Annotated in this window: 13 protein-coding genes; all 13 read left to right on the top strand. The window is 42.3% G+C overall.

Annotation, left to right across the window (positions count from 1 at the left end; all coding sequences use genetic code 11):
• Positions 1-151: 151 nt before the first annotated feature.
• The 13 genes from CKW03_RS19165 (at position 152) to CKW03_RS19110 (ending at position 13,366) form a co-directional block, all read left to right on the top strand.
• Positions 152-1,102: a PstS family phosphate ABC transporter substrate-binding protein gene (locus CKW03_RS19165; RefSeq protein ID WP_093099594.1), complete on the top strand. Its 951-nt coding sequence runs from the start codon at positions 152-154 to the stop codon at positions 1,100-1,102.
• Positions 1,103-1,129: 27 nt separating this feature from the next.
• Entirely contained in the window at positions 1,130-2,878 is a 1,749-nt protein-coding gene (locus tag CKW03_RS19160) for a tetratricopeptide repeat protein (protein ID WP_093099592.1), read from the top strand.
• Between the two features lie 965 nt (positions 2,879-3,843).
• Positions 3,844-4,047 carry a DUF6965 family protein gene (locus CKW03_RS20965; RefSeq protein ID WP_373865672.1) on the top strand — a complete coding sequence of 68 codons (204 nt, stop codon included), beginning with the start codon at positions 3,844-3,846 and terminating at the stop codon, positions 4,045-4,047.
• A 559-nt stretch (positions 4,048-4,606) separates the two neighbouring features.
• Positions 4,607-5,236, top strand: a complete 630-nt coding sequence (locus CKW03_RS19155; protein ID WP_157739584.1) for a COG1470 family protein — start codon at positions 4,607-4,609, stop codon at positions 5,234-5,236.
• Positions 5,237-5,298: 62 nt separating this feature from the next.
• Positions 5,299-6,255 carry an ABC transporter ATP-binding protein gene (locus CKW03_RS19150; RefSeq protein ID WP_093099588.1) on the top strand — a complete coding sequence of 319 codons (957 nt, stop codon included), beginning with the start codon at positions 5,299-5,301 and terminating at the stop codon, positions 6,253-6,255.
• Positions 6,256-6,257: 2 nt separating this feature from the next.
• The gene (locus CKW03_RS19145) at positions 6,258-7,253 is read left to right on the top strand and encodes an ABC transporter permease (RefSeq protein ID WP_093099586.1); all 996 of its coding nucleotides are present in this window, start codon (positions 6,258-6,260) and stop codon (positions 7,251-7,253) included.
• Between the two features lie 468 nt (positions 7,254-7,721).
• Positions 7,722-8,102, top strand: coding sequence for an NADH-quinone oxidoreductase subunit A (locus tag CKW03_RS19140; RefSeq protein WP_093099584.1), 381 nt, complete (start codon positions 7,722-7,724; stop codon positions 8,100-8,102).
• 42 nt (positions 8,103-8,144) lie between these two features.
• Positions 8,145-8,699, top strand: a complete 555-nt coding sequence (locus CKW03_RS19135; RefSeq protein WP_093099582.1) for an NADH-quinone oxidoreductase subunit B — start codon at positions 8,145-8,147, stop codon at positions 8,697-8,699.
• Positions 8,692-9,195 carry an NADH-quinone oxidoreductase subunit C gene (locus CKW03_RS19130; RefSeq protein WP_093099580.1) on the top strand — a complete coding sequence of 168 codons (504 nt, stop codon included), beginning with the start codon at positions 8,692-8,694 and terminating at the stop codon, positions 9,193-9,195. Before CKW03_RS19135 ends, CKW03_RS19130 begins: the two co-directional genes overlap by 8 nt.
• Positions 9,196-9,206: 11 nt before the next feature.
• Positions 9,207-10,442: an NADH-quinone oxidoreductase subunit D gene (locus tag CKW03_RS19125; RefSeq protein ID WP_175486330.1), complete on the top strand. Its 1,236-nt coding sequence runs from the start codon at positions 9,207-9,209 to the stop codon at positions 10,440-10,442.
• Entirely contained in the window at positions 10,435-10,962 is a 528-nt protein-coding gene (locus tag CKW03_RS19120) for an NADH-quinone oxidoreductase subunit NuoE family protein (protein WP_093099578.1), read from the top strand. The genes CKW03_RS19125 and CKW03_RS19120 overlap by 8 nt, the downstream gene beginning before the upstream one ends.
• Before the next feature lie 4 nt (positions 10,963-10,966).
• Entirely contained in the window at positions 10,967-12,322 is a 1,356-nt protein-coding gene (nuoF, locus tag CKW03_RS19115; protein ID WP_093099576.1) for an NADH-quinone oxidoreductase subunit NuoF, read from the top strand.
• 27 nt (positions 12,323-12,349) lie between these two features.
• Positions 12,350-13,366 (top strand): NADH-quinone oxidoreductase subunit G, encoded by a 1,017-nt coding sequence (locus tag CKW03_RS19110; RefSeq protein ID WP_093099575.1) that lies wholly within the window; start codon positions 12,350-12,352, stop codon positions 13,364-13,366.
• The last annotated feature ends 1 nt before the right edge of the window (position 13,367 follow it).

The following is a 13,367-nucleotide window of genomic DNA, read 5'->3' as shown; positions in this document are numbered from 1 at the left end:
GGAGCGGGTTTCCAATCGAGATCGATCCAACCTATAAAAAGATCTTCGGGATACTCCTAATCGTCTATTCATTTATGCGTTTTGCCAGACTTTGGCAAAATAATTTCAGGAATTAATTAATCCTTGAGGCATTAAATCATTCTAAGTTAATATGAAGGGTAGATTATTGTATGTAATAGCGATACTCCTTGTCGTGGTTTCTGTAATTTCATGTTCACGAAATCGAAATACAGGACAGGAAAATGCCGACAGTACGACAGCTGGCGCTGGCACCAATGATATTTTAACAGGAGAGCTTTCGGTCATCGTTGATGAAGCGGTGCTTCCGATCATGTTGGAACAGGTTGAAGTTTTCAAGACCTCTTATGTAAATGCAAACATCAAGTTGATTCCATTGCCGGAGCGTGAGGCCATCAATGCCTTGATCAAAGGCCAGGCTGATATCGCGATCTTGGGCAGGCTCTTGACGAATGAAGAAAATGCAGGTTTCAGCAGCCGAAAAATTACCCCGCGGACTTTTCCTGCCTTCTATGATGGAGTGGTTTTTTTCAATAATTTGAGCGCTACAGATACTTCAATCAATATTCCGACGTTATCATCTTTATTGAAGGGTGAATCCAGCAATGGGAAACGCTTGGTTTTTGACAATGTGAATTCGAGCACTCTTCGACGCGTGAAAGAAATTGTAAAGTTGGATAAAGTCTCAGGGCAATCTGTAAAAGGTATGAAGACCTCCAAGGAGGTTGTAGAAGAGGTATTAGCTGATGCAAACAGTATCGGTGTAATGTCCTATGGTCAATATTTAGATTGCGTTTCCCAATTTGGAGAAGAAAATAAAATTCGTATCTTAAGCCTTCAAAGTTTGAGGGACGGGAAAAACCCAGGTTTTTTTAAGCCTTCCCAGACCACATTTGCTACCGATGAATACGCTCTGAAGACAGAGTTTCACGTGTTGAATTATCAACCAAATTTGGGTTTGGGAATTGGATTTTCTGCTTTCTTGACAGGAGACCGTGGGCAGCGGATTGTGCTGAAATATGGGTTATTGCCCGTGACGATGCCAGGTCGAGAAATTATCATACGAGAAGACAACATAAATTAGTTTATAACAAAGAGTAAATAACAGATTATGACAAACAGCAAATTATTTTTAAGCCTTTTGGTTGCGGGAGCTGTTGCTACAGGAACAGCACAAGCTCAAAGTATCAAAGATGCAAAGGCTGCAATTCAAGCTGAACAATATGACAAAGCTAAAGCTATGTTGCAAAATTTAGTTCAGAAAAAGGCAAAAGATGGTGAAAACTATTTTTACTTAGGTCAAATCCACTTGATCAACGATAAGGTCGATTCAGCACAGATCGTTTTCCAGGAAGGTGTAACGAACGCTCCTAAGGAAAAATTGAATACTGTAGGTCTAGGTATCGTAGACCTTGAAAAAGGAAACGTGAGTGCCGCTGAAACAAAGTTCTCAGAAGCTTCACAAGGTATAGGCAAAAAAGAGTATGAAATCCCTTACTTTATCGGTAGAGCGTACATTGATGCCCCAAAACCGGATTACAAGAAAGCGGTTGAATACTTGACCAAAGCGAAGGAAATGAATGCTAAGGATGCCTTAATCCCTACAGCATTAGGTGATGCTTACGCTGGACTGCGCGAAAGTAGCCCTGCATTCGTAGCGTACCGTGACGCTTTGGCAATCGATGACAAACTATTGGCTCCAAAAATTGGTCAAGCCATTATTTCCAGGAGAGCGCAAGCTTATGACGTAGTATTAGAGCAATTGACCACGTTGGCTGGTGAAAACCCAGAATATGGTCCAATCTACCGTGAATTGGCAGAAACTTATTACTTATCATCCATCAAAGCACCTGAAGAGCAATACCGTGAAATCAACCAGAAAGCAGTTGAAAACTATAAAAAATACTTGTCACTGACAGGTGATGCTTCCATTGATGCTAAAGTACGTTACGCTGACTTCTTGGTTTATTCAGGTAACTACGATGAATTGAAAACAGTAGCTCAAGAATTATCAACTGTAGAAGGTGTGGATGCTAAAGTGTACCGTTACTTAGGTTACATCTCTTTCTTGCAAGATAAAGACTATCCAAAATCATTGGAGTACATGACCACTTTATTCAGCAAAGTTGATACTGCACGTTTGATTGGTCGTGACTACTTATACGCTGGTTTAGCAAACTTAGTAGCAGGTGATGCTGCAAAAGGCGCTGAACTATTGAAAGTAGCTGAAACTAAACAGACTGAAGATGAGAACTATGATGAAGAAATTTCAGAGACTGCCTTTGAATACTTCAAGAACGGTGAGAACGAAATCGCAGCTAAGATCTTCAGGATCCCTGCCAGTAACGACAGCTCAGATTATTTCTTCGATTCAAACTTCTACTTAGGACAGATTGAGTACGGCATCGGTTCTAAATTGGTAACCGTTCCTGAAGGTACTGAATTGACTCCTGAAGAAGTTACTGCTAAGATGAATGAGGCTAGACCACATTTAGAGGCTGCAGTAAAATCGTTGGGTACAGTAGCTGCATCAACTAAAAAAGAAGTTGTTGACAAATACAAAATCCCTGCGTTATACTACAAAGGATTAACTGAATTAGCTTTGGATAACGTAATGTACGATCCAGAAAACGCTAAAGGTTTATTCGTAGATTCATTCACTCAATTGCTATCTGCTATTACCGCATCTGGCAAAGCTGAAGAAGAAGCGAACAAAACTTACGCTGCTGATGCTAATAACTATATCGGTTACTTCGCATACCTAAAAGGTGATACAGCTAAAGCTAAACAACATTTTGGGGAAACATTGAAGTTGAAACCAGATGATGCCTTCGCAACTCAGATGATGGGTGCACTTTAAGGGAGTTCGAACAAGATTTATATAATGGAGGCCGCTTTTTGCGGCCTCCATTATTATTTAGAAATTTAAGAGGATTGACCGTGGTTGGATTTGAATGGCCAGGCGATGAAATCGGGAATCCAAATACAAATACGTTAACGGTCATCAAGCGTTGATCTCCCTACGCCGTTTTGGTTGAAATCCGTATATTGTTCCATGAAGTCCTCAACTCTTTTATATTAAGTGCCTAGATTATGCGATAAGGGGATTTGATACCGGGACTAACCTAATTTTAAATGATTATTGAGGAAAGCTGGTTACTTGACCACTTTCTGACCTTTTCATCTTGTTCCGCTTGCCCAATCTTCTACTGTGTATTTCCTAAGATGTGATTTGCCCGGTCCAATGATCTTTAGTTTGAACCTGCCAGATTTTTTTCAACTACCTAAATTCCCCTGTATGGGATGCACATTCGTTCAAGATCATCAATTTCTTTTTAAGCGCGGTTTGCATATCCTTGCCAGGCCAATCAACCTTTTTTTTACTTCACCTTTCCTGATAAGTTAGCGTTTATGCAAAATGGCAAATTTTCCAAATTTTTCCTGTATTTGCCAAAATAATTACCGGTACCGTGAGTTCTGCAGGAGAATATAGGCTCAATTGGTAAAGGTCAGGGTTGTTTAACTGCTGTATAGTGGCCAGTCTTGCCCTAAATCTATCGGGCCGGCAGGAACAGCTTTTTTTAGTATATCACAACTGTTCTCATATCCGTTTGTGGGATTTTTGACAATACAGCTTCCCTAAATACTCACAAGCCAGTGGCGAGATAAAGTGGAGTGATTCTCCCAATTAGACCAAAATCATGAAACGATGCTTCTAGGATTAGATATTCAGGCCTATCTCTAATTCCTGGACTAGTTCATGGAGGCTAAAAAATCAATCTTGAACTGTATGGAGCTTCTTTCATTTTTATTTATTTTTGGCATGTGACGATTAATGAACTAAAAAATGAATTGCTCAACAGGCAATATGAAAACAACATACGGATCGCACCACACATTGTGGTGTGCAATGCAGAGCGGTTCCTTCAAAAACAGTTCAGGGACTGTGCCAATTGGAAAAAGGATCTTGATTCTTGCCCAAGCTACGATCGGTTGATTCTCTTCCATAAAGCTGTTTCAGGACGCTGATTGACCAGAACCAGGTTACCTGACTTAAGACTGCTTGTGTTTTTAAGCTAGTGATCCCATTGATCATGTGGAATTGAGTGATTTAGGACTATCAATTACCTTTATACTTGACGAAATGGAGTTTTGGATTGCTAGATAGGGACTCCATTTCCGGACCCTAATAATTGCTCGGCCAGTGTTACCTCAATTCTTAAAAAATGTAAAAAAACCACTTGACACTTGAATTTAAAGGATTTGATTTTTAGATTAGCCAAAACTTTATAAAAACGGGATTTTCCATTTCATTTGACATTTTTTCCAAAGCTATCAATTTAAAATAGTTTAATAGATTATGTTACGAGAAACCAAATTTTCCAGATTTCAGGCCAAGCCTTTTTTTATCCTTCTAATCTTCATGGTAATCCACTCGGGTTATGTGCTTAGCCAAAGCAACCACATCCAGACCAGTTCTACGCAGGCTCCATTTCGGAGTCGCTTGATGAATGTCGAGGCAGCTCGGAACGAGACATTTAGGTATCATGCAACCTTAGAAAACTTATCCAAGACAACTAAGATTTACATGCTCCAGGCCGAATTGCCTCCGGGGTGGTTAGCTAACTTCATGGTAGAGGGGACCCCCGTGCGCTCCCTAGAGATGACGGCTGGCAAAAGCTATGACATAAACATTGAGGTAAATCCCTCTCTATTGACCCCTCCGGGGAAAACGTCCTTTCTCATCCTCGCAATTTCCGAAATGGATACCCTTAAACTTCCGCTTGAGGCTGTTGTAAAAGGTTCATTCAATCTAGATCTCTCCACCCCTACCGGCAAGTTGAACGAGGAATTGGTTGCTGGGAGGAAAAAGGAGCTACTGTTTGAACTCAAAAATTCCGGCTCATTGCCTTTAACTGAAATTGAATTGAGCGGTCTCCCACCTAAAAGCTGGACGGTGACCTTCGAGGATGCGCAAGTGAAGGAATTGGCCCCCGGTAAGTCCATTACTGTAAAGGCTCTTATTGAGGTCCCTGAAAAGAGCATTGCGGGTGACTATGTCCTTAAGATTTCTGCAAAGAACGCCAATGTATCTGCAGAAAGTGCCATTAGGGTCCAAGTTAGGACCTCTGTCTGGACGGGGCTGTGGGGGATTGCCATAATATTGATTTCGATAGCCTCCATTTTCTTTTTGATAAGGAAATTCGGCAGGCGCTAGCAAATTTCCATCAGGTCCTAATTATATAATCCATTATTTTATTGTGGGTAAACTTCCATGAAATGAAAGAACCGATCATTGAATTTGAAAATCTTTGCAAAAATTATGGTAATAAAAAAGCCGTAGACAACTTGAACCTTCAAATATATGAAGGAGAAATCTACGGTTTGCTAGGTCCGAACGGTGCTGGAAAAACAACCACTATCTTAATGATGATGGGACTTACCGAACCAACTTCTGGTATGGCGTCCGTAGATGGCATGCAATCAAACAGGAACCCGATAGAGGTTAAGAAATTGGTTGGGTACTTACCTGACAGCGTGGGGTTCTACGAAGGAATGTCACCTTTGGACAATTTAAGGCTTATAGGCCGGTTAAATCAAATTCCTGAAAAAGAAATAGAAGAAAGATCGCATCTTTTACTCCAGCAGGTAGGGCTGGAAGAGGATAAGCAAAAGTTGGTGGGTACGTTCTCTCGGGGAATGAAGCAGCGTTTGGGCCTGGCAGAAGTGCTAATCAAAGATCCTAAAATTATTGTCCTCGACGAACCTACGTTGGGTTTAGACCCCCGCGGCATTAAGGAATTCCTGGCACTTATACAAGACCTTAGCAGGAGAAGGAACATTACTGTATTGTTGTCTTCCCACAATTTGCACCATGTCCAGCAGGTCTGTGACAGGGTGGGGATATTTGTCCAAGGAAAATTGATAGCGAGTGGAAATATTGCCGATCTGGGCCATTCATTGAATAAAAAAGATGGTTTTTTTACCAGTATTCAGACCCAGGTTTCGACCCTGGGGCCTTCTGTTTTGAAAACGCTTTTAAGGGAGCTTCCCGTCATGAGGATTGATTTAATTTCGGAAAACCATGCCGAGATCACTACCTCTGAGGAATGTACTGCTTCCATCGTAAAGATCCTTGTCACAAAAGGATACGATATTACCTCGGTACAAAGGGACAACCTGACCCTTGAACAGATTTACCAACAATATTTCCTTGAAAACCCTAAATTTCTATAAAGATGAATATCGATAGTACCTTACGCACAGCGCAAATTGGTGTAAGTCATTTTAGTAGTCCTTTTTGGATTCTGGCACGGAAAGAAATTGCTGACATGGTTAGAAGTTGGAGGTTCCGAATATTAATTTTGTTAGTTCTGTTAATATTAACGAGTTCCATTACCCACGTCGTGGAACAGGTGCCGGCCTGGATCCAGAACAATGATCTCTTAGAATCGGATTTTCCATTTCTCAAAATATTTACCTCGTCGGGTTCAACCCCTTCGTATTATGTACTCATAAGTTTCGTCGCTCCCCTACTTGGGATAAGCCTAGGGTTTGACAGAGTGAATTCAGAATTTCTAAGCGGAACGATGACACGAATTGTTACCCAGCCAATCTACAGAGACAATATTCTATTGGCCAAATTTTTTGCACCCATATTTGTCCTGAGTGTATTATTTCTTTGTGTAACGGGATTGGTCGTTGGAACCGGAATGATTTGGACTGGATTAAGCGTTCAGCTTGTAGAAATTATTCGGATATTCGCCTTCATCTTTCTGTTGATTGTTTACCTAGGGTTCTGGTTGGCCTTTTCGTTATTGATGTCCATAGTTTTTAGACAGCCCTCGTCTGCGGCCCTCACATCATTGAGTTTATGGTTGTTCCTGACCATATTTTTTCCCATGCTGACATCACTCATTGTCCAGCAGCTGCTGCCTTTGAAACCTTTCATGTCAGTAGAAGAGCAGTTCTCAAGGCAGGAATTGGTGCTGAATATATTGAGAGTCAGTCCAAGCCAATTGTTCATAGACGGGAGTACTTCCATCCTCATGCCAACCGTAAGGAGTTTAGGTCCGCTGAACATTGAGCAGATGGAGGCAGCGATCCCAGCACCATTGCCGATAATTGATAGTTTATTGATAGTTTGGTCCCAGTTAACTGGATTAATAGCGGGAACTTTGGCCCTCTTTGCCATATCCTACTATCTTTTTATGAGAAGGGAAATTAGAAATTAACCCGTTTCCTTACTGTCCCATGGCAAGGCCCCCACGGTAGCCAAATGTGCATAGCTGCAGCTCCAATGTAGGGGGACGAGCTTTTAGCGCGCAATCTATCTTCTGGCGATAGCATTAGGTTCTATCGAGGAGCTTGATTAGGGCGGACTGTAGTAGATCAAGGTAACCGTAGGCTTTTGGGAAATTTGGCTGTAGGTCCAATAACCAGGTGTCCAGACCACTTTCTTAGGATAAGCTAGGTCTTTGTCCTGCGGAATGGCGAGCGGCACACCAAATTGTGCTCGCTTACCGATGTGGAAAATCTAGCGGAATCTGAACGGTGCTGGTTCAAGCGTCAGGTATTGTCCATTGGGACTATTTATAATGTTTCAAAATAACAAAAAGCAGAGCTATACGGCTGTCCCTCACTTTTTTTATTGACATAAATTGTTATTTTTGCTAGACTACTAATAGCGATAAACTAAAGATATGGAAGGATTAGCAGGGCAAAGTGCACCTATAGATTATATTCCTATATTGATCCAATTGGCTGTGGCCGTTGGCTTCGGTGTTACGACAATCATCGGTACCCATTTAATTGGTCCTAAAGTGCGCACAGAGAATAAGCTTAGTGCTTTTGAATCTGGGGTTGAGGTTGTTGGGAATGCAAGGCAGCCGTTTTCCATCAAATATTTCCTGGTAGCAATCTTGTTCGTCATCTTTGATATCGAGGTGATCTTTATGTATCCATGGGCAGTTAACTTCCGTGAATTTGGCGTTCAGGGGTTGATAGAGATGTTTGTTTTCATGGGACTATTGCTTTTAGGGTTTATTTATGTCATTAAGAAAAAGGCATTGGATTGGGACTAGCCTTGGGCCTATTCCTAGAAGATCACTTTAATAAACAGAGAGATGAGTAATATTACCTTATCAGATGCGCCTCCTGGTGTAGAGGGAGCAGGATTTTTTGCAACGACTTTGGATAAAGCCATAGGTTTGGCGAGAGCCAATTCCTTATGGCCATTGCCATTTGCGACGTCCTGCTGTGGAATTGAGTTTATGGCAACGATGGGATCTACCTATGATTTAGCGAGGTTTGGTGCCGAGCGTCCGAGCTTTTCACCAAGACAGGCTGATATGTTGCTAGTGATGGGGACCATTGCAAAGAAGATGGCTCCGGTATTGAAGCAGGTTTATGTTCAGATGGCAGAGCCCCGTTGGGTAATTGCTGTTGGTGCATGTGCTTCTAGTGGAGGTATTTTCGATACCTATTCCGTGTTGCAGGGGATTGATGAGATCATTCCGGTGGATGTTTATGTTCCTGGCTGTCCTCCGCGTCCTGAGGCAATCTTAGATGGAGTACTAAGACTTCAAGATATTGTAAAGAACGAGTCTTTGAACCGAAGAAATACGCCTGAGTATAAGGCTTTATTAGAAAAGTACGGAATCGCAACAGATAATGGATAAGTTGACTAATCAAATGGTTATTGATAAACTGAATGCAGAATTCGGGGAATCAGTAAACCATATAACAGAACCTAAAGGACTGCTAACAGTCGAAACCGATAAGGAAAATATCATAAAGCTGTTGACCAGCATCAAGGATGATGAGGCGATGCAGTTTATTTATTTGACTGATATTACTGCGGTCCACTATCCGGAACGTGAAAAGCCTTTCGCTGTTGTGTACCATGTCCATAGTTTAGTTCATAATGTCCGCATTCGGATCAAGGTTTTCCTGGAAAAGGAAAATCCCAGTATTCCAAGTGCCACGGTTCTTTGGAACGGTGCGAATTGGATGGAGCGTGAAACTTATGATTTCTTTGGGGTCAATTTTGAAGGACATCCGGATTTAAGGAGAATTCTTAATATGGATGATCTGGGAGTTTTCCCGATGCGCAAAGAATACCCGCTGGAAGATCCAAACCGTGTGGACAAAAAGGATTTTTATTTTGGACGTTAAGAGAGGATGTCATGAGTAAATCGATTTCAAGAATATCACATAATGCACCAGTCTTTGATGATAATGATCCTCAAGACGATTTGGTGACCCTAAATATTGGTCCTACCCACCCTGCAACGCATGGTGTTTTTCAGAATGTCGTGCAGATCGATGGTGAGCGTATCGTCAGTGGGGTTTCCACCATTGGATATATTCACCGTGCATTCGAAAAAATTGCAGAGCATAGACCTTTTTATCAGATTACCCCTTTAACAGACCGCTTGAACTACTGTTCATCACCAATCAATAATATGGGTTGGCATATGACCGTTGAGAAGCTTTTGGATATAGAGATACCAAAACGCGTTCAATATATGCGCGTGATAGTGATGGAATTGGCGAGGATTGCTGACCACATCATATGTAACGGTATTTTGGGGGTTGATACTGGTGCCTTTTCAGGATTCCTGTATGTGATGCAGGAACGTGAGTTCATATATGAAATCTATGAAGAGATATGCGGAGCCCGATTGACGACCAATATTGGGCGTATCGGTGGTTTTGAGCGTGATTTCAACGACGTGGCATTTGAAAAGATCAGAGAATTCTTAAAGAGATTCCCGCCAGTTTTGAGGGAATTCCAAGAGTTGTTTGACAGAAACAGAATTTTTATCGAGCGTACCTCCAATGTAGCCGCGGTTACCCCAGAGGAAGCTTTAAGTTATAGCTGGTCAGGTCCAATCTTACGTGCAACAGGCGTGGATTATGATGTGAGAGCGCATTCGCCATACTGTTCATACGAGGAATTTGATTTTGATATTCCAGTAGGAACAAATGGGGATGTTTATGACCGATTTATGGTAAGAAATGAAGAGATGTGGCAATCCCTTCGAATCATTGAGCAAGCTTTGGAAAAAATAGACAAGGAGCCGAAAGGCATTTTCCATGCTGATGTTCCTGATTTTTACCTCCCGCCAAAAGAGCAAGTATATACAAGCATGGAGGCCTTGATCTATCACTTTAAGATCGTGATGGGAGAATGGGACGCTCCAAAGGCTGAGGTTTATCATTCCGTTGAAGGGGCAAATGGTGAATTGGGATTCTATATGGTACATGATGGAGGAAGAACTCCATATCGTCTGCACTTTAGAAGGCCTTCATTCATCAATTATCAGATGTTTGCGCCTATGAGTAGCGGAATGTTGATTTCAGATGCGATTATCAATATGAGTAGTTTAAACGTAATAGCTGGTGAATTAGATGCTTAGTGTTAAAGAAAATATGATTGTCGAGTTTTCGGCAGAGCTTTTGGGGAAATTCTCCGAAGTGGTAAGTCGTTATCCAGAAGGTAAGCAAAAATCAGCATTATTGCCTATCCTTCACCTCGTACAGGAGGAGTATGGATGGTTAAGCGTGGATGCCATGGAGAAAGTGGCGGCCTTCTTAACCATCCAACCTATTGAAGTGTTCGAGGTGGCGACATTCTATACCATGTATTTCCTACAGCCGCAAGGTAAATATGTCCTGGAGGTTTGCCGAACGGGGCCATGTTGCCTGGTTGGTGCAGAGAAGATCATGTCTCATATTGAAGAGAAATTAGGCGTAAAAGAAGGAGAAGTGACTGCTGATGGGATGTTCTCTTGGCGGGGCGTGGAGTGTTTGGCGGCATGTGGATTTGGTCCCGTGCTTCAGATCGGTCCAAGCTATACCTTCTATGAGAACCTGACACCGGAGAGTGTCGATCAATTAATCGGCGATTTAAAGAATAAATCAAAAAGCGAGGCTTAGTAATATGGGACGTAAGTTATTATTAGAACATATCAATGTGCCAGGAATCAATACCTTCGCTGTTTATCGGGAGAAGGGTGGTTACCGTGCTGTAGAGAAAGCCTTGAAAAGCATGTCTCCAGAGGATGTAGTGGAAGAGGTGAAGAAATCGGGTCTTCGTGGCCGTGGTGGAGCAGGATTCCCTACTGGAATGAAATGGAGCTTTTTGGCAAAACCAGAAGGCGTTCCGCGTTATTTAGTTTGTAATGGAGATGAGTCGGAACCGGGAACATTCAAGGACCGTTTCTTGATGACCTATATTCCGCATGCCTTAATTGAAGGGATGATCGTTTCCAGCTATGCATTAGGAGCACATACCTCCTATATCTATATCCGTGGCGAGATGATGCCTCAAATCCGAATTATGGAAAAGGCCATCGAAGAAGCAAAAGCGGCTGGATTTTTAGGTAAAAATATATTAGGGACTGGTTACGACCTGGAGATCTATGTACAACCGGGAGGGGGTGCCTATATCTGTGGTGAAGAGACAGCCCTGTTGGAATCCCTAGAGGGGAAAAGAGGTAATCCAAGGATTAAACCTCCATTCCCTGCTGTTGCGGGCCTATATGGCTGCCCAACGGTGGTAAACAATGTGGAATCCATTGCTGCGACAGTGCCTATCGTCAATGATGGCGGCGAGGAGTATGCAAAAATTGGAATTGAAAGAAGTACAGGAACTAAATTGATTTCAGCGTCAGGGAATATTGCAAAACCTGGAGTATATGAAATTGAGATGGGTGTCCCAGTGGAAGAATTTATTTTCTCCGATGAATATTGTGGAGGAATGGCAAATGGCAAGCGATTGAAGGCTGTAGTGGCTGGAGGTTCTTCGGTGCCTATCCTTCCTGCCAACCTGATTGTGAAAACGATGAAAGGCGAACCGCGCCTGATGACCTATGAGTCATTGGCAGATGGGGGCTTTATAAGTGGTACAGCAATGGGATCTGGAGGCTTCATCGTTTTTGATGAAGATCAATGTATTGTCAGGAATACCTATAACTATACTCGTTTCTACCGTCATGAGAGCTGTGGGCAATGTTCACCTTGTCGTGAAGGAACGGGTTGGATGGAAAAGATCTTGAACAAGATCGAGACCGGTCATGGTGACATGTCGGACATCGATCTATTGTGGCAAGTGCAACAAAAGATCGAAGGAAATACGATCTGTCCACTTGGTGATGCAGCGGCTTGGCCTGTTGCAGCCGCAATTCGTCACTTTAGGGATGAATTTGAGTGGCATATCCTACATCCAGAAGAAGCCCAGAAGAGAAACTACGGTTTAGCACATTATGCAGATCCATTGGTTCCAGTAACGGAATAATTAGGGTCATTTTAACAAAAAGCAACAATGGCAGAAGAAGTTCAAAATTTTAAAGTAACGATAGACGGAATAACGATTGAAGTTGCTCCGGGTACTACGATATTAAATGCTGCTAGGCAGATTGGTGGGGAGATCGTTCCTCCAGCCATGTGCTATTATTCTAAGCTAGAAGGTACAGGGGGAAAATGCCGTACCTGCTTGGTGAAAGTAAGCAAAGGATCGGAAAAGGATCCAAGACCAATGCCTAAATTGGTTGCATCATGCCGTACAACGGTCATGGACGGAATGGAGGTGCTGAATATTACCTCTCCAGATGTCGTGGATGCAAGAAAGGCGGTTGTGGAGATGTTATTGATCAACCACCCATTGGATTGTCCGGTCTGTGATCAGGCAGGCGAGTGTAAGCTCCAAGATTTGAGCTATGAGCATGGTGCTGAGAAAACCAGATATGAATTTGAGCGCAGGACATTTGAGCGAATTGATATTGGTGATAAGATCCAGTTGCACATGAACCGATGCATTTTATGCTATCGTTGTGTATATGTGGCCAACCAATTGACCAATAAAAGGGAACATGGTATTCTGTTCCGTGGAGACCATGCTGAAATATCGACTTATATCCATGAGGCACTGGATCATGACTTTATCGGTAATGTGATCGATGTATGTCCAGTTGGAGCATTGACGGACAAGACCTTTAGGTTTAAGAATAGGGTTTGGTTTACTAAACCGGTCGATGCCCACCGTGATTGTCCTAAATGTTCTGGAAAGGTGACATTATGGTACAAAGGTCCAGATGTGATCCGTGTGACGGGAAGAAAAGATGAGTACAATGAGGTTGATGAGTTTATCTGTGATACCTGCAGGTTTGAAACCAAGCGTACAGATGAGTGGATATTAGATGAACCGACCAAGATCAGCGATCAATCGGTTATTGCCTCCAACCACTACCATCAATTTGATCCTCCAAGTGTCATCAAGGACAATCCTGTATTGCAGGAAGCCAATGTGGAGCAGTTAGCAAGATCTGAAAAATTAAAATAGA

Origin of the sequence: Sphingobacterium mizutaii, assembly GCF_900187125.1 — a bacterium.
GTDB classification, from domain to species: domain Bacteria; phylum Bacteroidota; class Bacteroidia; order Sphingobacteriales; family Sphingobacteriaceae; genus Sphingobacterium; species Sphingobacterium mizutaii.
The sequence above is the reverse complement of the archived record's forward strand: the minus strand, read 5'-3'. Positions and strand labels throughout refer to the sequence as shown.

Excerpts from the sequence above, each read along its gene's own strand:
- CKW03_RS19125 (WP_175486330.1), top strand. The coding sequence starts at position 9,207 with ATGAGTAAATCGATTTCAAGAATATCACATAATGCACCAGTCTTTGAT.
- CKW03_RS19120 (WP_093099578.1), top strand. The coding sequence starts at position 10,435 with ATGCTTAGTGTTAAAGAAAATATGATTGTCGAGTTTTCGGCAGAGCTT.
- CKW03_RS19110 (WP_093099575.1), top strand. The coding sequence starts at position 12,350 with ATGGCAGAAGAAGTTCAAAATTTTAAAGTAACGATAGACGGAATAACG.
- CKW03_RS19155 (WP_157739584.1), top strand. The coding sequence starts at position 4,607 with ATGCTCCAGGCCGAATTGCCTCCGGGGTGGTTAGCTAACTTCATGGTA.
- nuoF (WP_093099576.1), top strand. The coding sequence starts at position 10,967 with ATGGGACGTAAGTTATTATTAGAACATATCAATGTGCCAGGAATCAAT.
- CKW03_RS19135 (WP_093099582.1), top strand. The coding sequence starts at position 8,145 with ATGAGTAATATTACCTTATCAGATGCGCCTCCTGGTGTAGAGGGAGCA.
- CKW03_RS19130 (WP_093099580.1), top strand. The coding sequence starts at position 8,692 with ATGGATAAGTTGACTAATCAAATGGTTATTGATAAACTGAATGCAGAA.
- CKW03_RS19165 (WP_093099594.1), top strand. The coding sequence starts at position 152 with ATGAAGGGTAGATTATTGTATGTAATAGCGATACTCCTTGTCGTGGTT.
- CKW03_RS19140 (WP_093099584.1), top strand. The coding sequence starts at position 7,722 with ATGGAAGGATTAGCAGGGCAAAGTGCACCTATAGATTATATTCCTATA.
- CKW03_RS19150 (WP_093099588.1), top strand. The coding sequence starts at position 5,299 with ATGAAAGAACCGATCATTGAATTTGAAAATCTTTGCAAAAATTATGGT.
- CKW03_RS19160 (WP_093099592.1), top strand. The coding sequence starts at position 1,130 with ATGACAAACAGCAAATTATTTTTAAGCCTTTTGGTTGCGGGAGCTGTT.
- CKW03_RS19145 (WP_093099586.1), top strand. The coding sequence starts at position 6,258 with ATGAATATCGATAGTACCTTACGCACAGCGCAAATTGGTGTAAGTCAT.